22 protein-coding genes are annotated in these 20,721 nt (G+C 40.5%); 15 read left to right on the forward strand and 7 right to left on the reverse strand.

Annotation, left to right across the window (positions count from 1 at the left end; genetic code table 11):
• Positions 1-91: 91 nt before the first annotated feature.
• A complete protein-coding gene (locus EKM65_RS05635) occupies positions 92-964 on the reverse strand; it encodes an RluA family pseudouridine synthase (protein WP_125606501.1) in 873 nt (290 codons plus the stop codon).
• A 105-nt stretch (positions 965-1,069) separates the two neighbouring features.
• Between EKM65_RS05635 and EKM65_RS05640 the strand changes: the two genes are divergently transcribed.
• The 5 genes from EKM65_RS05640 (at position 1,070) to EKM65_RS11235 (ending at position 5,290) form a co-directional block, all read left to right on the forward strand.
• Positions 1,070-3,169 (forward strand): PBP1A family penicillin-binding protein, encoded by a 2,100-nt coding sequence (locus tag EKM65_RS05640; protein WP_125606503.1) that lies wholly within the window; start codon positions 1,070-1,072, stop codon positions 3,167-3,169.
• Between the two features lie 20 nt (positions 3,170-3,189).
• Positions 3,190-3,534: a YlbF family regulator gene (locus EKM65_RS05645; RefSeq protein ID WP_125606505.1), complete on the forward strand. Its 345-nt coding sequence runs from the start codon at positions 3,190-3,192 to the stop codon at positions 3,532-3,534.
• Positions 3,535-3,549: 15 nt separating this feature from the next.
• A complete protein-coding gene (locus EKM65_RS05650; protein ID WP_404803132.1) occupies positions 3,550-4,494 on the forward strand; it encodes a 3'-5' exoribonuclease YhaM family protein in 945 nt (314 codons plus the stop codon).
• A 315-nt stretch (positions 4,495-4,809) separates the two neighbouring features.
• Positions 4,810-5,094, forward strand: coding sequence for a hypothetical protein (locus tag EKM65_RS05655; RefSeq protein ID WP_125606507.1), 285 nt, complete (start codon positions 4,810-4,812; stop codon positions 5,092-5,094).
• A gap of 40 nt (positions 5,095-5,134) precedes the next feature.
• Positions 5,135-5,290 carry a hypothetical protein gene (locus EKM65_RS11235; protein WP_164506838.1) on the forward strand — a complete coding sequence of 52 codons (156 nt, stop codon included), beginning with the start codon at positions 5,135-5,137 and terminating at the stop codon, positions 5,288-5,290.
• Between the two features lie 119 nt (positions 5,291-5,409).
• Here the strand turns inward: EKM65_RS11235 and EKM65_RS05660 are convergent, their stop codons facing one another.
• From EKM65_RS05660 to EKM65_RS05675, 4 genes are all read right to left on the reverse strand, one after another.
• Positions 5,410-5,718: a hypothetical protein gene (locus EKM65_RS05660; protein WP_125606509.1), complete on the reverse strand. Its 309-nt coding sequence runs from the start codon at positions 5,716-5,718 to the stop codon at positions 5,410-5,412.
• 62 nt (positions 5,719-5,780) lie between these two features.
• Entirely contained in the window at positions 5,781-6,671 is an 891-nt protein-coding gene (locus tag EKM65_RS05665; RefSeq protein WP_125606511.1) for a peptidylprolyl isomerase, read from the reverse strand.
• Positions 6,672-7,038: 367 nt separating this feature from the next.
• A complete protein-coding gene (locus tag EKM65_RS05670) occupies positions 7,039-7,401 on the reverse strand; it encodes a YtxH domain-containing protein (RefSeq protein ID WP_125606513.1) in 363 nt (120 codons plus the stop codon).
• Positions 7,402-7,833: an HIT family protein gene (locus tag EKM65_RS05675; RefSeq protein WP_125606515.1), complete on the reverse strand. Its 432-nt coding sequence runs from the start codon at positions 7,831-7,833 to the stop codon at positions 7,402-7,404.
• 159 nt (positions 7,834-7,992) lie between these two features.
• Here EKM65_RS05675 and EKM65_RS05680 point away from each other — a divergent pair, with 159 nt between their 5' ends.
• From EKM65_RS05680 to EKM65_RS05695, 4 genes are all read left to right on the forward strand, one after another.
• Positions 7,993-8,727 carry an ABC transporter ATP-binding protein gene (locus tag EKM65_RS05680; protein ID WP_125606517.1) on the forward strand — a complete coding sequence of 245 codons (735 nt, stop codon included), beginning with the start codon at positions 7,993-7,995 and terminating at the stop codon, positions 8,725-8,727.
• Positions 8,720-9,955 carry an ABC transporter permease gene (locus tag EKM65_RS05685; protein WP_164506839.1) on the forward strand — a complete coding sequence of 412 codons (1,236 nt, stop codon included), beginning with the start codon at positions 8,720-8,722 and terminating at the stop codon, positions 9,953-9,955. The genes EKM65_RS05680 and EKM65_RS05685 overlap by 8 nt, the downstream gene beginning before the upstream one ends.
• Entirely contained in the window at positions 9,955-10,611 is a 657-nt protein-coding gene (gene trmB, locus EKM65_RS05690; RefSeq protein ID WP_125606521.1) for a tRNA (guanosine(46)-N7)-methyltransferase TrmB, read from the forward strand. The genes EKM65_RS05685 and trmB overlap by 1 nt, the downstream gene beginning before the upstream one ends.
• 65 nt (positions 10,612-10,676) lie before the next feature.
• Complete coding sequence (locus EKM65_RS05695) at positions 10,677-11,870, forward strand: AbrB/MazE/SpoVT family DNA-binding domain-containing protein (RefSeq protein ID WP_225420414.1); 1,194 nt, start codon at positions 10,677-10,679, stop codon at positions 11,868-11,870.
• Between the two features lie 543 nt (positions 11,871-12,413).
• On the opposite strand, the gene EKM65_RS05700 is transcribed toward EKM65_RS05695, so the two are convergent.
• Positions 12,414-12,746 (reverse strand): hypothetical protein, encoded by a 333-nt coding sequence (locus tag EKM65_RS05700; protein WP_125606525.1) that lies wholly within the window; start codon positions 12,744-12,746, stop codon positions 12,414-12,416.
• Between the two features lie 425 nt (positions 12,747-13,171).
• On the opposite strand from EKM65_RS05700, the gene EKM65_RS05705 reads away from it, so the two are divergent.
• The 5 genes from EKM65_RS05705 (at position 13,172) to EKM65_RS05725 (ending at position 16,865) form a co-directional block, all read left to right on the forward strand.
• Positions 13,172-13,501: a thioredoxin family protein gene (locus EKM65_RS05705; RefSeq protein ID WP_125606528.1), complete on the forward strand. Its 330-nt coding sequence runs from the start codon at positions 13,172-13,174 to the stop codon at positions 13,499-13,501.
• A 125-nt stretch (positions 13,502-13,626) separates the two neighbouring features.
• Positions 13,627-14,262: a YtpR family tRNA-binding protein gene (gene ytpR / locus EKM65_RS05710; RefSeq protein WP_125606587.1), complete on the forward strand. Its 636-nt coding sequence runs from the start codon at positions 13,627-13,629 to the stop codon at positions 14,260-14,262.
• A gap of 34 nt (positions 14,263-14,296) precedes the next feature.
• Positions 14,297-15,610 (forward strand): UDP-N-acetylmuramate--L-alanine ligase, encoded by a 1,314-nt coding sequence (gene murC, locus EKM65_RS05715; RefSeq protein WP_125606530.1) that lies wholly within the window; start codon positions 14,297-14,299, stop codon positions 15,608-15,610.
• Positions 15,611-15,826: 216 nt separating this feature from the next.
• On the forward strand, positions 15,827-16,207 hold the full coding sequence (locus EKM65_RS05720; RefSeq protein WP_125606532.1) for a VOC family protein: 381 nt from the start codon (positions 15,827-15,829) through the stop codon (positions 16,205-16,207).
• A 28-nt stretch (positions 16,208-16,235) separates the two neighbouring features.
• Complete coding sequence (locus EKM65_RS05725; RefSeq protein ID WP_125606534.1) at positions 16,236-16,865, forward strand: sugar O-acetyltransferase; 630 nt, start codon at positions 16,236-16,238, stop codon at positions 16,863-16,865.
• A 429-nt stretch (positions 16,866-17,294) separates the two neighbouring features.
• On the opposite strand, the gene EKM65_RS05730 is transcribed toward EKM65_RS05725, so the two are convergent.
• Positions 17,295-17,513, reverse strand: a complete 219-nt coding sequence (locus tag EKM65_RS05730; protein ID WP_125606536.1) for a hypothetical protein — start codon at positions 17,511-17,513, stop codon at positions 17,295-17,297.
• Positions 17,514-17,687: 174 nt separating this feature from the next.
• Here EKM65_RS05730 and polA point away from each other — a divergent pair, with 174 nt between their 5' ends.
• Positions 17,688-20,363 (forward strand): DNA polymerase I, encoded by a 2,676-nt coding sequence (gene polA, locus EKM65_RS05735; RefSeq protein ID WP_125606538.1) that lies wholly within the window; start codon positions 17,688-17,690, stop codon positions 20,361-20,363.
• Positions 20,364-20,721: the final 358 nt, after the last annotated feature.

The raw sequence follows: 20,721 nt of genomic DNA on the forward strand, positions 1-20,721 counted from the left end.
GTTTAATTGAGTTTAAATCATCAAAGATCGTAAAAAAAGTTGAGTTTGTCAGCACTAGGCGGAATAGCCAAGTTGACGATACTCAACTTTTTTAATTGGGAAAATATTCTGGAAGTGGTGCCGAAACTGTTTTAGCAGTGAATGAGAATGGTGGCGTGAAGGTGATTTGGTCGCCGTGTAATAACATTTGACCATTATTTAGTGAGTGGGGGTTGGGATTATAGAGTGGGTCGCCAATAATCGGATGGCCAATGGCGGCCAAATGAACTCGAATTTGGTGAGTGCGTCCGGTTTCTAAATCTAAGGCGACTAAACTGCGACCATCTTGATGTTTGACGGTTTGATAATTGGTAGTTGCAGTCAGCCCATTGAGCCGATCAACACAGCGTTTGCGTTGATCATGAGGATCCTGGCCGATTGGCAGTGTGATTTTGCCAGTAGTCAATATGTGCTTAGGATCATCTACCCAGGCCAAATAGTGACGTTTCATAGTTTTGTTAGTTAACTGCCGATTATAGATTGGAACAGCGACAGTTGATTTAGCGACTAATAGTGCGCCGCTGGTTTGTTGATCAAGGCGATGGACAATTAAAACATCTGAATGATTGGTTTTGAGTAGATTCAACATGGTACCATTTTCGTCCGGCCGATTAGGGTGCGTCTTAATACCAGCGGGTTTGTTGACGATTAGAGTGGTCGCATCTTCAAATAGAATCTCCGGCTTTTGAGTCGCAGAAGTTAAATAGTCTTGGCGATTGGCCGGAAGAAAAGCAAAATCAAGTTGAATCAGATCACCTGTCTGCACTAATTCATTGAAAGAATGATAGCGGCCATTAACGGTAATCATTTGCTCAATCCGTAAGAAGTGCTGCCATTTTTTGGGAACCAGCCAATATTGTAACAATTGGCGAATTGTTAGTGAATTAAAATTTTGCGGTAAAACAATTTGAAAATTTGTTTGCAAATTAAAACTCCCTTGATATCTAAAAAAGCATTAAATGCGGCCCGGGTCCGATGGAATCTGGGTCGTTCATGGTAAAATTAAGCTTAATTGGATGGTTGATATATCATGAAAAGAAATGAAAACAACATAAAAACTGGCGGTGCAACTACTAAGTATCCTTATCTTAGCCGATTTTGGCGGGAATTTAAAGTCGTTTGGCGGCATGCTGAATTAACACGATGGGTAATTCTTGTCATTTTACTCGTCTTTTTAGGTGTGTCTGCTTTTTATACGATTAAGGCAAAAACCGCAAATGTTGGCGACTTAAAGGCATCATTAAAGACAACAACTACTGATATTCTTGATCGCGATGGTGACAAGGCTGGTAGCTTGTATTCGCAAAAAGGGACATTTGTGGAGTTTTCCCAAATTTCGCCAAATATTCAGCACGCGGTAATTGCGACAGAAGATCGAACATTCTACACGAATCTTGGCTTCAGTATTAAAGGAATTGCGCGGGCGGCTGTGAGCTATGTGATTCATCACGGCACGATTAGCGGCGGTGGTAGCACAATCACTCAGCAGCTAGCCAAAAACATGTTGTTAACGCAGAAACAAACTTTTGGTCGTAAAATTGCTGAATTATTCATGGCGATCGAAATTAATAGAGTTTACAGCAAGCAAGATGTTTTGACCATGTATTTAAACAATGCTTATTTTGGTAATGGTGTTTGGGGTGTGCAGGATGCTTCTAAGCGCTATTTTGGTAAGAATGCCAGTGATCTAACTGCCGCTCAAGGGGCGACATTAGTGGCAATGCTCCGGAATCCAACATACTATGATCCGGTGAAGAATCCTAAAAATGCCACTAGTCGTCGCAATTTGGTGTTAGATTTGGAAACACAAACTAACTATTTAACAGCAGATCAGGCAGCTGCGGCAAAACAGGAAGCCATGACGATTACCGATACTTATTCAGCTAGTAGTTCTTATCGCTATCCTTACTATTTTGATGCTGTCATTAGTGAAGCAATTAATGATTACGGAATCTCTGAATCAGATATTTTAAACAAGGGCTATAAGATTTACACGAGTCTGGATCAGAATTATCAGACTCAAATGCAGAATGCTTACAATAACGATTCGCTCTTCCCTAGCAGTGCTTCCGATGGAGTAGCTGCTCAATCAGGCTCGGTGGCTGTTAATCCGAGTACAGGAGGGGTTCTGGCCGTTGTCGGGCGTCGAGGAACACATACATTTCGAAGTTACGATTATGCCACGATGGCTAAACGCCAACCCGGCTCGGCAATCAAGCCATTAGCTGTTTATACGCCCGCTTTAGAGAATGGCTATCACTATGATTCCGAATTAGTAGACAAGGACACAACCTTTGGCAAAAACAATTACCATCCTACAAACGTGGACGGGACATATTTAGGAAAGGTAGCCATGTATCAGGCACTTGCTCAAAGTCGTAATGTCCCTGCTGTTTGGTTACTGGATCAAATTGGCGTCAGTAAAGGTGTTGCGTCCGTTGAAAAGTTTGGCATTAATGTGCCTAAAGCTGATCAGAACCTCGCGTTGGCATTAGGTGGACTGCAAACCGGTGTTTCACCATTACAAATGGCCCAAGCATACACCGCTTTTGCTAACAATGGTAAAATGACGACAGCACACTTTATTACGAAGATTGTCGATGCAACTGGTGCAGTAATTGTGGACAATACGAAGACTAAAACGAAAACCGTCCTCAGTCAAAAGAATGCCGAAACAATGACCAGCATGATGTTAGGCGTCTTCAATCAGGGAACGGGTATCGGGGCCAAGCCGGATGGCTATGTCGTTGCTGGTAAAACAGGAACGACAGAAGTACCTGACAGCTATCCCACTAAAGGTGCTAAGGATCAGTGGGTACTTGGTTATACACCAGATATTGTCGTGGCAACTTGGGTTGGTTATGATAAGACTGATGAGTCTCATTATTTAACGGGGAGTTATGCGCCGCGTATTTTTAAACAAGAAATGACGAACATCTTACCATATACCCCTAAGACGAGCTTCAAGACTAAGGACGCAGCAACAATTGCCAGTCAGAAGTCAGAGACGTCTTCAAGCGGTGGTAATTGGTTATCAGATTTCAGCGATAATGTCGGGAAATCCTTCGATAATGCCAAAGATCAAGTTAATCAATGGTATAATAACGTTAAAGGGCTATTTGGCCAATAAATAATAGAGGAGTTAGACAAATGACCGTTAATATTTATGATAATGCAAATGAAATGGCAGAGGTTTTACGCCAATTACCACAATTTGCTGCCTTACAAGCAGCCTTTGGTAAGATGAAGGCTGATCCAATTGCGTATGCGATGTATCAACAAATGCAACAACTCCAAGGCGAATTACAACAGAAACAAATGGCCGGTCAAGAAGTAACTGATGATGATGTTCAAAAGTTGCGGGATCTAGGCGACAAGTTAATGAAGATTGACATGATGAAAGAATTAATGGACCGCGAACGTGAAATGAATAGCGTGATGGACGAGATTAACAATATTGTCACTAAGCCAATCACTGACTTATATCGCGGTTAGAAAGGGTGAGCAGGAGTGGCAACACAACTTGTTAATCTGAAAAATGGCGAATCTTTTCAACTCGTTGTGATGATCAAACAAGCTGAAGTTCGCGTTGCTAAAAATGGGAAACGATTTATTTCGTTAGTCTTTCAGGATAAAACCGGTGAAATCTCGGGTATGTATTGGGATGCCAAAGATGATGATATTCAACATTTCGCCAGTGGCAATATTGTTCATCTAGAAGGACAACGTGATCTTTATAACGGGCAACCGCAAGTTAAGATTACTAAGTTGTATCTTGCTGATGCCAGCGAAGGATTTCAATCAAGTCAATTTGTTGCGCGAGCACCAATGTCGACGGAACAAATGCAAGATGAGATTCAAAAGGCACTGTTTGATATTCAAAACGCAAAATGGAATCGGATCGTCCGCTTTTTGTTGCAGAAGTATCAAAAAGAGTTTTATAACCATCCGGCAGCTAAAACCAATCATCACAATTTTGCTGGCGGACTCGCTTACCATACGCTGAGTATGATGCGTTTGGCGAAGTCGATCGCCCAACAATATACCCAGTTAAATTATTCATTGCTGTTAGCAGGGGTTATTTTGCATGACTTAGGTAAAACAATTGAGCTTAGCGGTCCAATTGGGACAGAATACACTGTCGAAGGTAATTTGATCGGTCATATTGTGCTGATCGATGAAGAGATTGTATTAGCTTGTCAGTCACTCAAAATCGACGTCACCGATCAAGATGTTGTGTTGTTACGACACATGGTATTATCACATCACGGGCTACTAGAATATGGTTCTCCAGAGCGGCCGAAGTTATTAGAAGCTGAAGTGCTTCATTACGTTGATGAACTGGATGCCTCAATTAATATGATTTCTAAGGCAGTAGCGAAGACAGAACCAGGAACTTTTAGCGAGCGCGTTTTCGGATTAGATAATCGTCAATTTTATCGTCCCAATAATTAAAGTAATCGTTAAAAAGTGAAAGTAGAATAAATTCAATTTTTTTGCGCGATAACATCAAATAAACGGAATTGGGACAAGATCCCAATTCCGTTTTTGTTAACAATGGTAGTAGTTAAAAACTTTAAAATATCAAAATTTTATAAAAAAGAACCAGTGCCTGACTGAGGATCAGCACTGGTCAGGTCAAGATTAAGTTAGCTCATGATAATTGACTTATAATTAATCTTGATAGTTTATTTATACCATAAACTGCAATTGAATGAAATGTTAATTTTTCCACAAAAAGCGAAATACTTTCAAAAGATAAGGAAAATCTTGGCGGATAGCTTAATTGAAACTTTTGAGGTCGATATTTGGAATGTGGCGTTGTGCTTCTTCACGCTTGCGCAAAGGTTGGATATGAAACGTGCGGGTGCCGTGGCGGCGAAGAAATACTTTGCGCTGGAACGTAGTGGGCGTCGATTTGAGCCGATTAAAAAGCAAATCGTCTCAAATGCGAGCCTTAATGTAAGCAATAAATTGCCAACATTAATGTTACTACTGAGCGGTATTTCTTCGCACTTGCGCAAAGGTTGCATACGGAATGTGCGAGTATCGTGAGGGAAAATAAATACTTTCGCTGGAACGTGGTGGACACTGCTTGAAGCCAATTTTTTACAAAATTGGCTCCAAGACAGGTCTTGTTGTAACAGCTAAAGCTGCAACAACAATCTCACCACTGAGCGGTATTTATTTTTCCTCACTAGACAAGCGAGATGGCAACCTTTACGCAAGCGCCGATTTAACGAGTGGTTAAATTGCCCCTAAAATTTTGAGAAGTACAAATTTGCAGTTAAATCACACTATCACATCTCATTCGTCAGTGCCGGAGGAAAATCGCGGTCAGCCGCGGAATTCTTGTTAGTGGTTTACCACTTACAAGAAAGCCTGAGTTTGAGACGAATTTATTCGGCTCAAACCAAGCTCGCAGCGTTCCACCAGCGTATTTTCTGTAGGCACGGAGAATAGCAACATAATAGTTCTAGGATTTGAAGTTAATTTGATATCTATTCGGCTCAAACCAGGCTCGCAGCGTTCCACCAGCGTATTTTCTGTAGGCACGGAGAATAGCAACATAATAGTTTTAGGATTTGAAGTTAATTTGACATTTATTCGGCTCAAACCAAGCTCGCAGCGCTCCACCAGCGTATTTTCCGCAGGCACGAAGAATAGCAACATTGCCAAAATTAGCCACAAAAAAAGAAGCCCGGATAATTAATCCAGCGCTTCTTTTATATTATCTAAAATTAGTTGCTGCTTGATGAGCTGACGTAACTTGAAAGGACGTTCTTCAAATCACTATCTTTAATATCAACATTAGCTTTCTTGATCACTTTGGCTAAAACTTTTTGCATAACTGTTGAATCTGATAGCCATGTGTCATAGAGTTGAGCCGTTAATTCTTTAGTATGGTCAGACATCTTGCCTTTGCCAGGGTTCTTGTCCATCTTAATGACATGATAACCATAAGAAGTTTTAACTGGTGTCTTCGTGTATTCACCTTGCTTGAGCTTGAAGGCTGCTGCCTTGAAAGTTGAGTCAAGTGAAGTGTCAGTATTGTCAAAGGCGTCTAATTTACCACCATTTGCTTTAGTACCAGTATCAGTAGACTTAGACTTAGCTAATTTAGCAAAATCTGCGCCGCCATCTAATTGCTTGATAATTGCTTCTGCTTCTTTCTTAGTTTTAACTAAGATGTGAGAAACAGTAACTTTTGGTTCGTATGACTTCCATTGTTTCTTAAGTTGTTTTTGTGTTGGTTTCTTAAGATCTTTTAAGGCTGCTTCAGTTAAGAGGTTAGTCTTAATGTTGTCTTTTAATTGGGTCTTAGTTAAGCTATTGCTTGAAAGAACAGATGAAAAACTGCTACCATATTGTTTCTTGAGGGCATTATATTGTTTTGTTACTTTTGCAGTTGATACTTTATCGCCATATTGTGTTTCCAAGGCTTTAGTGATGATCATTGTTTGTAAGGTTGATTGGCCAGAAGTTGACTTCTTCATTTCTTTATAGTACTGGTCCTCAGTAATCTTACCGCCTTTCATCGAAACAACGGTCTTACTGCTACAACCAGCTAATGTTGCAACGGCAACTAAACTAGCTGCGGCAAGTACAATTTTCTTGATAGAATTCTTCATCGTTATCTTTACACATCCTAATATATTATTGGTTTGCTCGCGAATCTCAACTCTAGTAATATAACACATTTATAGGCCGATTTAAACGACAGCTAGAAATTTAACAAAATGTTCACGAGTTCATTGCGAAATCTTCATAGTTTCATCGCAACTGAGTTTTGCCATCAATTCATTACCGGTAAAGTATCGCCAACCATGATTTACACGCTAAAGTGGTGTTTGGCTTGATCAAATTGCAGCGTTACTGTTGAAAATTATTGTTGTTTATCCTCGCGTCAATAAAAAAAACGAAACTAGAATAAAAAATCTTAGTTTCGTTTTTCTCCCATGTTTAAGCGCATAATGTCTGACAACTTCAATTAAGTTTTTATTCAGCTGAATGGTCTGTTGCTGAATCGAATCGTGCCAAGTCTTGTTGCAGTTGCTCAGTTGATTCATTGATTTGATCTAGTCGTGGTTGTGCTTGGAATTGAAAGTCTGTCGCTGTTTGCTGAATTTCAGCAATCGTTGGTTTTAACGTTGCTTCGACCTCATGATGCAGGTTCGTTACTGCGTTTTGAAATTCTTTGACACTGGTAGCAACGTTATTGGTTGCATGTGTTAAATCTTTGAAGTAGTTGGTGACACCTTGCTGGCGTTGCTTGCCAGTTTTTTCAGAGGTTAGCAGCACATACGCTGTCCCTAAAACGGCACCAATTAATAAACCTTTGCCAAAACCAAACTTTGCCATTTAATCGTCCTCCAATTGGGCGCTAATTTGCGCTGCAATCGCTTCTAACTTCTCAGTGTTATATTGCTCAGTGTGATCGCCAAAATGGATTGAGAAGTCATCTTGATCGCTATAACGAGGAATGAAATGAATATGAGAGTGAAAAACAGATTGGTAGGCAACCGCACCATTATTATTGCAGATATTTAAACCTGTCATTGTTGGAAAAGCTGCTTGTAAAGCACGAGCAATTAAAGGAATCTTAGTTAAAACCTTATTTGCTAAATCAGCATCATAGGCAAAAATATCAGGGACATGTTTTTTGGGGACTAAGAGCGTGTGCCCAGGCGTTGCTTGAGAGATGTCTAAGAATGCCAAGACATCGTCATCCTCGTAAACTTTAATGCTCGGAATCTCACCGTTGATTATTTTACAAAAAATACAATCATTCATCTAATTTCACCTTCATAGTTATACTCAAATTCCACTAATTCATGCTATCATTATACAAGTAAATCGAAAATTAAACAAAGTTGAACGAGGATTCGCTAGCAAGTTATCCTGTAATTAATGATTGTCTGACTGATTAAAGGTTTCGTGAAAGGAATTCAAATGTTAAAAGTTGAAAATTTAACTGGTGGTTATCAACACCTGAAAATTCTGCAAGATGTTAGTTTTGAAGTACACGATGGTGAAGTGGTTGGTTTAATCGGCTTAAATGGTGCCGGAAAGTCAACAACAATCAAGCATATTTTAGGCTTGCTGCAACCAATGAGCGGCGAAATTATTCTTAATGATCAAAAAATGCTCACAGACTTGGCCCATTATCGGCAGCAAATCGCGTTTGTTCCTGAAACACCAATTCTGTATCCTGAGTTGACTTTGAAGGAACATTTAGAGTTAACGATGATGGCTTATCAATTAGACAGTCAAGTGGCGTGGGAAAAAGCCAATCGCTTGTTGAAGATTTTCCGTCTGGAGCAAATGCTGGACTGGTTTCCAATCCATTTTTCAAAAGGGATGCAGCAAAAAGTGATGATTGTTAATGCCTTCATGACTGAAGCTGACTTACTGATTATTGATGAGCCATTTACCGGGTTGGATCCGTTAGCAGTGCACAACTTGTTAGACCTGATTGCTGAGAAGAAAGCTGCGGGTAAAGCCGTTTTAATGACCACGCATGTTTTAGCAACCGCACAAGTACAGGCGGATCGTTTTATTCTCTTAAATCATGGGCAAGTTCGTGCTCAAGGAACGGTGGCAGAATTAGCCCAGCAATTCGGCGTAGCAGAGCAAAATTTGGATCAGATTTATTTGCAAATGGCAAAGGAGAATGGCGATGCGTAAGTTTGACGATTTGTGGCATACGCGGCAACGATTGCATTTGCTGGAGCAGAGTAAATATTTACGCTATGTTTTTAATGATCATTTGATGATTGCCGTGATTTTTTTATTTGGTGCGTTAGCCTATTGGTATAGTCAACAATTGCGTTTAATTACGCAACCGTTATGGTGGGCGCAGCTATTAGTGGCTGCTGTTTTATTAATTAGTTTAACTCTTGGTCATTTGGCGACTTTGTTACGACCAGCCGATCAAATCTTCTTATTACCGGCAGAAAAGGAAATGCAGCGCTATTTAGTGAGAGCACGTCGGTACAGTTTATTATTGCCGTTGTTTGTTTTAATCGCTGTGGTGGGTGTCTTGACACCTTTTGCCTTGCGCGCGACGCGATTGACGGGTATTAACTGGGGATTGACGCTAGTTGGGTTGCTCATTTTGAAAGATATTCAGTTGTGGCTGCAATTATTGCAACTGTTTGATTTTTCTGGTCGCCAGAAACAGCAGTTAGTGGCGTTGTTTTGGGGAATTGCTGTTGTTGGTCTATTACTAAGCGTCTATGGCTATGCTTGGCTATTAGTACTGTTGGCATTAGGCTTGGATATTTTACTGATGGCACAAGCTAAAAAATTATTATCAGCACAACGTTTAGTTTGGCGAGCAGCCATTGCTAAAGAAAATCGCCGGCAGGAAGTCATTAATCGCTTTTACAATTTGTTTGTTGATGTGCCTGGAATTAGCAGCTCGGTTCATCGTCGTAAGTGGCTTGACCCGGTTACAAAACTGCTAGCTGGTCGACAAAATAATGCGTTTCGTTTTTTATTCAGTCGGACATTTATGCGTCGATCAGAATACAGCAATATTTGGTTACGTTTCTGTATTGTCGGACTAGTCTTAATCTTCGCTGTGAAACAACCATTGGTTTTGCTGATTATCGTCTTATTATTCTTGTTCTTAACCGGTTATCAGTTGTTGCCGCTCTACCGACATTTTGACCACAACGCGTTGATCGCAATCTTTCCGACCACCACTGCGACGAAGCAAGCGGCTTTTATTCAAGTTATGACACGAGTATTGGCGGTTGAATGGGTCATTGATAATGTGGCTGTTCTGATAAGCCTAGGCGTTAATTTATGGAGTGTTGCGATTGTGCTTGTATCCTTAGCATTACTTGTCTTATTATTGCGTTTGTATTTACCATTACGCTTAAAACAGCGTCAGAAAGGAATTAAATAATGCGTCTACGTAATAAATCCTGGGTTCCCGACTTAATGGCAGCTCATCCAGAAATGATCGTGCAAGCACCACAGGATAATTTGGCCGGAAATTGGGCAGCACGGTTTACCAATTCTGACTTACCAGTTGAATTAGAAATTGGTTCTGGCAAGGGACAATTCATTATTGGGATGGCTCAGGCTCATCCGGAAATTAATTATATTGCGATGGAATTACAATCCGCCGCAATTGGCATGATTTTACAAAAGCAAATTGAACTACAATTGCCAAACTTACAATTATTTCTTGGTGATGGTGCAGTAGTGACCGACTTTTTCGCACCAGGGGAAGTTAATAATCTTTATTTGAATTTCTCTGATCCTTGGCCGAAAACCCGGCACGCTAAACGCCGACTGACTTATCCCACCTTCTTGGCACAATATCGGCAAATTCTGCTAGTAGCCGGGCAACTACGTTTTAAGACCGATAATCAAGGCTTATTTGAATATTCGTTACAAAGTTTGAACGCTAGTGATTGGTTGTTTGATTTCATTTCGTTAGATTTACATCACAGTGAGCGACAGGCAACTAACGTCGAAACAGAATATGAGCAAAAGTTTGCGGCAAAAGGGCAAGTCATCTACGCATTAGATGCACATTTTCCAGAGTCTAAATAAAGATTATGGTGAAAATGGGTCTCAGTAATTAATTAGCAAAGGCATCAAAGGGGTTGGAGATAACAGTGAAACAAAAAAACAAGTATCAAATTGAATTGCCGCCTGAAGTAGTTGAAAGTATGTCATTAGAGCCAGGGCAAGAAGTGCGTATTTCGGTTAAGGATGATGTCGCAACGATTGAACCAGTATCGCAAATTCGTGAGGCCGTGCAACGACAAGTGCAATTGTGGTCGATTGTTACGGCGATTGTCACGGCAATTGTTTTTTTCATTGTTGGAACGGTTCAACAGGCTAAACAAATTCCGATTAGTGGTGATAATTCGATTGCGACGTGGTTGATCATTGCCAACGCCGTGGTGGGGACACTCGTATTTACGGCATTTTTTATTAAAAGTCGGCGTTCAAAAAGTGGCGCGGCTCCAGAGCGTATTTATTGGCGTAATTTTCCGGTAATCGTGGTCGCTTTTTGGCTAATCTTGGGATTGGCTTTGATTGGCATTTCTTGGTTAATGGGGCAAGTCTTTACAGATGTTTCTTTCGATTTAATGACATCAAGTTTTATTTTTCTAATTTTTTGTTATATGACCAATTATTTAATGGCATTAGCGGCAATCAATTTGAATTCGCAAATGTTGACGACGCTATTTACGGTGACGATTGTTGGCGGCATGTTTATTTCCATGGCTACGAATGGTGCCAATCATTGGTGGCAGTATAACTTAAGTTTTTTAGGAACGAGTGTTGCCAAAAATAGTTGGCAGTTCAACTTCACGTTGATTTTCTCTGCTTTGATTATGGTCGCTTTGATTGATTATCTATTTGTCTCGTTGCAGCAAGTTTATCCAAAGAACTGGCGACTGACGACGTTGCGTTGGTTATTAACTTTTGCAGCAATCAACTTGGGTGCAGTCGGTGTTTTTCCTAATAATGCTAATTTCCATATTTTGCATGATCAAATTGCTGGGTTTATGGTGTATTCAATTCTGATTTTAATTATTGGTATTCGTTGGTTATTACCCAATGTTTCACGGGAGTTTTTGATTGCATCGTATATTATTGGTGCGTTTTTGTTTGTTTGTGAGATTGCTTTTCAAGTGATCGGTTATTTGTCATTAACCGCGTTCGAAATTATTGCTTTTGTGGCTGCATTTGGCTGGGTGATTCTACTCTTTCAAAAGATTCGCGAATTAATTGATGGCCGCGAAGTTATCGTGGAAACACCGCTAAAAGTGGAATTGATTAAAGTGAATGAAAAGTAAAATTGTTAGATTGCATTTATGAAGTGTCGCGTATTTTTGCTGCTACTGTTTTAGTGCGTTAAAGTATCAAACTATTGCTGCGCGCTTGTGCAAAGGTTGCATATAAAACGTGTGAGGTGCCGTGGTGGAAAATAAATACTTTCGCTGGAACGTAGTGGGCGTCGATTTGAGCCGATTGAAGTACAAATCGTCTCAAATACGAGCCTTATTGTAGTCGATAAATCGTCAACAATAATGTCACTACTGAGCGGTATTTATTTTCCACCACTAAACAAACAAGAGGACAACCTTTGCGCAAGCGCTGAGATGACGAGTGGTTAAATGAACACTAATTTTGAGAAGTATAGATTTGGAGTTTAGTCGTACTAACGCACTTTTGTCAGTGCCGGAGGGAAATTGCGGTCAGCTCGCAGCGTTCCACCAGCGTATTTCCCGCAGGCACGAAGAAGCACTATCCACAGTAAAATAGTGAATACGTGATAAATTATTTAGACACACAAAAAAGCGTGGTAGATTTCGCACGCTTTTTTTGATGCCACTGTACTATTTAACTTGTTCGAGTTCTAGTAATTCTTTGCTTTTAGCATCAAAAATGAATTGATATTGAACCAGTTTGTCATTTTCTTTACGCGTAATTCCACCGACGTAAACAACACGACGTTCGTTATGCAAGGTTGTTAAACGCGGGGCTGATTCAATCCAAGCACCTTCGATTGGGCCTTCTTGCAAGAATAATCGTTTTAATTCGCTTAATAATTGATCAGGTAGACGTTTCATGTAACGATGCCAGCAAAAGGCACTAGTTAAGCCGATTGCTAAACCCTGTACAAATCCGAAGCTAGCATATTTGACAATTTTCTTAGTAGTTTCATCCATGAGATAATTCCTCCGCCAACAATGGTATTATTATCTTCTAGGATACGCTGTTTTGCGTTTGGGGGCAAATAATGACGTTGGGATAAAAATTTTGACTTTGGGTATTTTGGATTTGAAACGTGCTCAAAGCAACTGGCGACAGTGATTTTAAGCGTGAATCTCATTGCGTTGTCACGCATCAATCTTTCCACTTAAATTTGGACCAGCAACCCGTTGCTTTTCGCGCTCTGATTTTGAAACGTGCTACGAACAACTGACTGCGCATAATTTAAGCGTGAATCTCACTGCGTTAACACGCATTGATCTTTTCGTTTAAATTAAGACAGTCAATTCGTTGTTCTCAGCGCTCTGATTTTGAAACGAATTGATTGACGCTTACTAAATGATAGCTTATTATAATCACAGAATGATTTGGAGGGTACTTCATGAAACAATTAGCTGAATTTAATCAACAAGATTTAAGCACTGTCACTGCTCATAACAAAACAATTTTATTTTTCACGGCAACTTGGTGTGGCGATTGTCGCTTTATTAAACCAGCGATGCCTGCTGTTGAGGCGGAATATCCTGACATTACCTTTGTGGAAGTTGATCGTGATGAATATTTGGAATTAGCCCAAGAACTTGGCATTATGGGAATCCCTAGTTTTGTTGCTTATCAAGATGGTCAGGAAGTCGGCCGGTTTGTAAATAAAGATCGTAAAACCAAGCAAGAAATTGAAAATTTCATTAATGGTTTAGCTTTTACGAAGTAATACTTTAAAAAACCTGCGAACTATCTTACAATATAAAGCGTGCTGAAGTCCGGTTGAAGTTCATCTTCCGCGATTCTTCAACAAGCTTTATTTTTTTGAAAATTAATGAAAAGGAAGTTTTTCGATTGCTGATCTCAAGCTACAATCCCACGGCCTTAGGCGATGTTTTAATTATGGTGACTGGACAAGCAACTAACGCAGAACAAAATGTTGTGAGTCAAGGCGATGTTACTTGCATTATCAGAAAAGATCGTGATGAATTAGTTGGCGTCAATTTGTTTAATGCTTCCCAACATGTCCATGAGTTGACAGTTAACGGTCAGATCTTTCTCAGTGAGGAACAAATCGCTGAAGTTAATGCGGCACTGCAACAAGCTGGTTTTGATTTCGTTGTTTCTTTTGACAATCAACCGAAGTTTGTCGTTGGTCATGTGGAAACGTTAGTTGAACATCCTGACTCAGATCATTTGCACATTGCGCAAGTTGACCTGGGCACTGAACAACAACAGATTGTTTGTGGTGCACCTAATATTGGTGCCGGTCAAAAAGTCGTTGTTGCGCGGATTGGCGCGATGATGCCTGATGGTAAGATTATTTGGCCCGGTAAATTACGTGGTGTTGCAAGTTACGGAATGATTTGCAGTGCGCATGAATTAGGTTTGCCGAATGCACCTCAACGTCATGGTATTTTAGTCTTAGATGCAGCTACTGAAACTGGAGCGGCCTTTGATTTTGCCGGCGATTATTCCGCTAATTACTAAATAATAATGATAAATTTTTGGAGATAGATATAAGATGACGGCTGCAGATAAAAAAGTATATTTCATCGGCATAAAAGGGTCAGGCATGAGTGCCTTGGCTTTGATTTTAAATGACCTTGGCTATGAAGTCGCAGGTTCTGATATTGATCAGTACACCTTCACCCAAACACCACTTGAAGAAGCTGGTATTCCCATGTACTCCTTCAGTGCGGACAACATTAAACCAGGCTGGACGTATATTAAAGGTAACGCCTTTCCTAAGACGCATCCTGAAGTTGTGGCTGCACAGGAACAAGGCGATAAAATTGTCAGCTATCCTGATTTCTTGAGTGAATTGTTGACGGGTTACATTAGTATTGGTGTTTCTGGTACACACGGTAAAACAAGTACTACCGGTTTGTTAGCACATGTTTTAAGCGGTGTCGCTAAAACGTCATACTTAGTTGGTGATGGTACTGGTAAAGGCGTTAAAGATGCAAAGTTCTTCGTTTATGAAGCTGATGAATATCGTCGCCATTTCTTGGCTTATCATCCTGATTACACAATTATGACAAACATTGATTTTGACCATCCTGATTATTATCAAGATGTTAATGATGTGATTAGTGCTTTTCAATCAGAAGCTGATCAGACGCAAAAGGGTATCTTTGCTTGGGGCGATGACCAAAATGTTCGTCAAATCAAAGCTAATGTCCCAATTTATTATTACGGGACGAATGATAGCGATGATTTTCAAGCTGTTAACATTCAGCGGACTGATTTAGGTTCGGCTTTCGATGTCAAACACGAGGGCAAGCTCTTAGGTCATTTTGAAATCCATTTGTTTGGTGAACATAACATTTTAAACAGTGTCGCTGTTGTGGGTGTGAGCTATTTGGAAGGCTTGTCCATGGCCGAAGTTGCTGCTGAATTATTGACTTTTAAAGGTGTTAAACGTCGTTTCAGTGAGACTGATATTGGTCAATACACATTGATTGACGATTACGCTCACCATCCATCCGAAATCAAAGCAACAATTGATGCTGCTCGGCAGAAATATCCGAACAAGAAAGTTGTTGCTGTTTTCCAGCCGCATACTTATAGTCGGACGAAAGCTTTAATGCCTGGCTTTGCAAAGAGTTTGAATTTAGCGGATGAAGTTTTTCTGACTGAAATTTTTGGGTCTGTCCGTGAACATCAAGGCAGTGTTTCTAGTGCGGATTTGGGTGCTAAGATTGAACACGGCGGTTCAGTTATTCATCTTGATGATTTGACGCCGCTCGTTAACGAAAAGGGTGCTGTCATTGTCTTTATGGGTGCTGGCGACATTCAAAAATACGAGAATGCATTCAAAGATTTAATTAAATAAAGTTAGTGCTGAAAGCAAGACAAAAACTGAGTTAGGGCATTTTAGTTCAAACTTTTAGCGCATAACATCACCAAAAAATGAACTGGGATTTTTATCTCAGTTCTATTTTTATCATGACAATTAAATCAATCGATATTGAGTTCTCAAAGTAATCGGCAACATGTTAAGATAAAAGAAAGTCCGATCCTGAATTTAAACTGAATGGGGTATCTTAAAATGAAAATTGAACATGTCGCTCTTTTAACCCGCGACTTAGAAAAGATGCGTGAATTTTATGAGGATTACTTTGATGCTAAAAGTGGTGCTAAGTACGAAAATCCGAAGACAAAATTTCAGTCATATTTTTTAACATTTACTTCAGGTAGTCGCTTGGAAATTTGTTATAAAAAATTCGTTGACTTGCAACCAGGCGAAACATTAGGTTATTGTCACTTAGCGCTCGCAGTTGGCAATAAAGAAGCAGTTGATCATCTCGCAGCTCGTTTTGTGGCGGATGGTTATCCTTTGTTGAGCGGGCCACGAACGACTGGCGATGGTTATTATGAAGCGGTGGTTCAAGATCCTGAAGGCAACTTGATCGAATTAACGACGGATTAAATTTGAAATTGTAAACAGGAGAGCAGCGATGACACAAGATTTCGAATATGAACGAATGTTAGCTGGGCAATTATATCTGGCCCGCGATATTTTCCCAGAGCATGGTTCACAACCAGGAAAAGTAATTGCACAGAAGATTAATCAAACACCAATTGAAAACACGCAAGAAATTATTCGTCTAGAAAAGGAATTATTTGGTAAAACTGGTACCCAGCTTTATGTCAATCCACCACTGAATGTGGATTATGGGCGTCATGTCGAAGTTGGTGAGAATTTTTACGCCAATATGGATTGCATCTTTCTCGATGTGAATAAAATTATTATCGGTGATAATGTGATGGTGGGACCGCGAGTTGGGTTTTACACCGCTGGTCATCCAACGATTGCCGAGATTCGGATTGAAGATTTGGAATTTGGTTTGCCAATTGTCGTTGAAGATAATGTTTGGATCGGCGGCAGTGCTGTGATTTTACCCGGTGTCACAATTGGTAAGAATTCAATCGTCGGTGGTGGCGCTGTTGTGACAAAAGACGTGCCCGCCAATAGCATTGTTAGTGGTAATCCAGCAAAGGTAATTCGCATGATTAACGATCAAGACCGACAAAAGTGGGAACAAGCTAAACAGATTTACTGGGCCGCAAAAAATCAAGAAAAATAACTGATCAAGTGGAGTTGAAGTATGTTGTTGCTTCAATTCTTTTTATTTGGTGTTTTGTGAGGAAGTTATTGCTAAAACTATGATGTTGCGATTCTCCGTGCCTGCGGGAAATGCGCTGGTGGAACGCTGCGAGCATTGGTTTGAGCCGAATCAAAAACAATTCGTCTTGAATGTGAGCTTTATTGAGGGCGGTAAATCCTAGAACTATGATGTTGCGATTCTCCGTGCCTACGGGAAATACGCTGGTGGAACGCTGCGAGCGTCGATTTAAGCCGAATCAAAACCCATTCGTCTTAAATACGAGCATTCTTGTAAATGGTAAACCACTAACAAGAATGCCGCTGCTGACCGCGATTTCCCTCCGGCACTGATAAATGTGCGTTAGTGCGAATTAACTACAAATTTACATCTCTAAAACTTGGGAGTAATCTAACTACTCGTCAATTCAGCGCTTGCGCAAAGGTTGCCATCTTGCTTGTTAAGTGGCGGCGAAGAAATACCGCTCAGTAGTGACATTAATGTTGGCAATTTATTGCTTACATTAAGGCTCGCATTTGAGACGATTCGCTTTTTAATCGGCTCAAATCGACGCCCACTACGTTCCAGCGAAAGTATTTCTTCGCCGCCACGGCAACGCGTACGTTCCATAAGCAACCTTTGCGCAAGCGCGGAGAACCACAAAATAATAGTTTTAGTTTATCAGCAATGCATAGAGTAACTTTGTGTAAGTGCGAAGAAGTAAACTAGAAAATTAGCCCGTTTATTTTTGTTTCATTCTTTTCTCTGCTAGAATAAAGTTAACGCAATATCTTGGAGGCTCTTATGTCACAAACTGATCAGACCAAAAAACTTTTATTATTAGACGGCAATAGTTTAGCCTTTCGTGCTTTTTTTGCCTTACACAATTCTTTGGATAAATTTACTAATCAAGAAGGATTGCACACTAATGCACTCTACACGTTTAGCAATATGTTGGATAATTTATTAGCCAGCGAGCAGCCAACTAATGTGTTGGTTGCTTTTGATGCGGGTAAAACCACGTTCCGAACGAAGATGTTTGATGATTATAAAGGAACACGTAGTAAAACACCCGCTGAACTTTCGGAGCAAATGCCTTACTTCAGCACATTGTTAGATGCTTATGGCATTGCCCATTATCAACTGGCCGATTATGAAGCCGATGATATTATCGGTACCTTGGCTAAAGAGGCCGCTGGTGAAATGCCGGTAGTTGTGGTGACTGGTGATCGAGATTTAACGCAACTGACAAGTGCCAACACAACGGTTAAAGTTAATCGCAAAGGGGTTAACGATGTCGAAGCCTACACGCCAGAATACTTACAAGAAAAGTTAGGCCTAGTACCTGATCAAATCATTGATATGAAGGGGCTAATGGGGGATACCTCAGATAATTATCCTGGTGTTACTAAAGTTGGTGAGAAAACAGCGCTAAAATTACTGACCGAATATGGCAGTGTTGAGAACTTATACGAACATGTCGACGAAATGAAGCAGAGTAAATTAAAAGAAAATTTGATCAACGATAAAGCACAAGCCTTCTTGAGTAAAAAGTTAGCCACAATTAATGTGAATGCACCGTTGACGGTTTCTTTGGCCGATACTGAGCGCAAGCCGGTTGATGAAGCCGCACTGGTGCAATTTTATCAACAAATGAATTTTAAGTCGAAACTAGCAAAATTGCCGCAAACTGGCACTGATGGTGAGGTTACGGCACCCGCAATGATAGCTATTTCGTTTACGGAATTAACAGCTGCAAATTTAGCTGCGGCTTTAGCCAAAAAAATGCGGCGTAGTTTTGTGATTGATATTTTAGGCGATAATTATCATGTGGAAATGCCGATTGGTTTTGCTTTTGGTACGGACGAACAATGGTATTACAGTACGGACTTAGGCCTGTTGACAACGCCGACGTTGAAAGATTGGCTCCAAGATCCTGAACAAGAAAAAGATGTCTTTGACAGTAAAAAAACGATGGTATTAATGGAACGGTTAGGCGCTCCAATAAAAGCGATGACCTTTGATTTATTATTGGCTTCTTATTTGCTGGACACCAATGATAACAGCAACGATTTAGGAATTTTAGCACAACAATATGATTATTTTGATGTGCAAACTGACTTGGAGGTTTATGGTAAAGGAGCTAAGCGCGCGGCACCAACCGATGTGGCGGTGTTAGGCGAGCATCTGGCACGAAAAGCCCGGGCAATTTATCAGTTACGTTCAGAATTATTGAAACAGTTACAAGAGAACGATCAAGATCAACTTTATGATGAAATTGAAGCACCGTTGGCGATTGTGCTTGCTCAAATGGAACTGGCAGGAATCACAGTAGATAGCCAACGTTTGAAACAAATGCAGGCAGACTTTAGTAAGACACTTTCTGAAATTGAAGCATTGATTTATGAGGATGCTGGGCACGAATTTAACATTAACTCACCGAAGCAATTAGGAACGGTCTTATTTGACGAGTTGAATTTACCGATCATTAAGAAAAATAAAACCGGCTATTCCACTTCAGTTGAAGTGTTGGAACAATTACAAAGTGCGCACCCAATTGTGCAACGAATTTTGACTTATCGCCAAATTTCGAAGTTGCAATCAACTTACATCAAAGGTTTGCTGAAGGTGATTCATCCGGATCATAAAGTGCATACCCGTTATTTACAAACATTGACCCAGACAGGTCGGTTATCATCAGTTGATCCTAATTTGCAAAATATTCCTGTGCGCTTACCAGAGGGCCGCAAGATTCGTCAGGCGTTTGTACCTAGCCATCCGGATTGGGAAATTTTTTCCAGTGATTATTCTCAAGTTGAGTTGCGAGTTTTGGCCCATGTCTCTGGCGATAAAAGTATGCAGGAAGCTTTCAAGAGTGGTTATGATATCCATGCCCACACGGCAATGAAAATTTTCGGGTTGAGCGATCCTAGTGAAGTGACGCCAGACATGCGGCGGCAAGCCAAGGCAACAAATTTCGGGATTGTCTATGGCATTAGTGATTACGGTTTGTCGAAAAATATTGGCATTTCGCGGCAGCAGGCAGCGGCCTTTATTGCGGCCTATTTCGAGCAGTATCCAGACGTGAAGACTTATATTGATAATATTGTTGCGTTGGCGCGGCAGCAAGGGTACGTGGAAACAATTATGCACCGACGTCGCTATTTACCAGATATTAATTCCAAAAACTTTAATTTACGTTCGTTTGCAGAACGAACGGCGATGAACACCCCAATTCAAGGTAGTGCCGCCGATATTATTAAGGTTGCAATGATCAATATGCAAAAGCGACTACAAACAGAAAATTTACAAGCTAAGATGTTGTTACAAGTTCACGATGAGTTGATTTTTGAAGCTCCAACTACAGAGATTCCGATTTTAGAAAAGTTGGTACCAAGTGTCATGGATTCGGCCGTCAGCTTGGATGTACCGCTAATTGTCGAAAGTGCCCATGGCAAAACCTGGTATGACGCCAAGTAAAAAAAGTGAGATTAACGTTGTCACCATTAGCAGTGAGATAGGGCCATGTTTCAACTAGGCGCATTTTGCCTAAGTTGAATGGACACCGCCACGAACAACAAAAGTTTCTTAGCGGGCTTAGCTAAGAAACTATCATAAAAGTGAGATAGGGCCATGCTTCAACTAGGCGAACTTCGTCGAGCTATGTTTCTTGCGGCACGTACTTTGCCACAAGAATAGACAGCGTCCGTAGCATCAAAACTATTTGCGATTTGCGCAAATAGTTAACCTTAGCTGCGGAGTAGCAGTTGAATGGACGCCGCCACGAACATCAGAGTTTCTTAGCGGGCTTGGCTAAGAAACTATCATTAGCAGTGAG

This window comes from Lapidilactobacillus bayanensis (genome assembly GCF_003946695.1).
GTDB classification, from domain to species: domain Bacteria; phylum Bacillota; class Bacilli; order Lactobacillales; family Lactobacillaceae; genus Lapidilactobacillus; species Lapidilactobacillus bayanensis.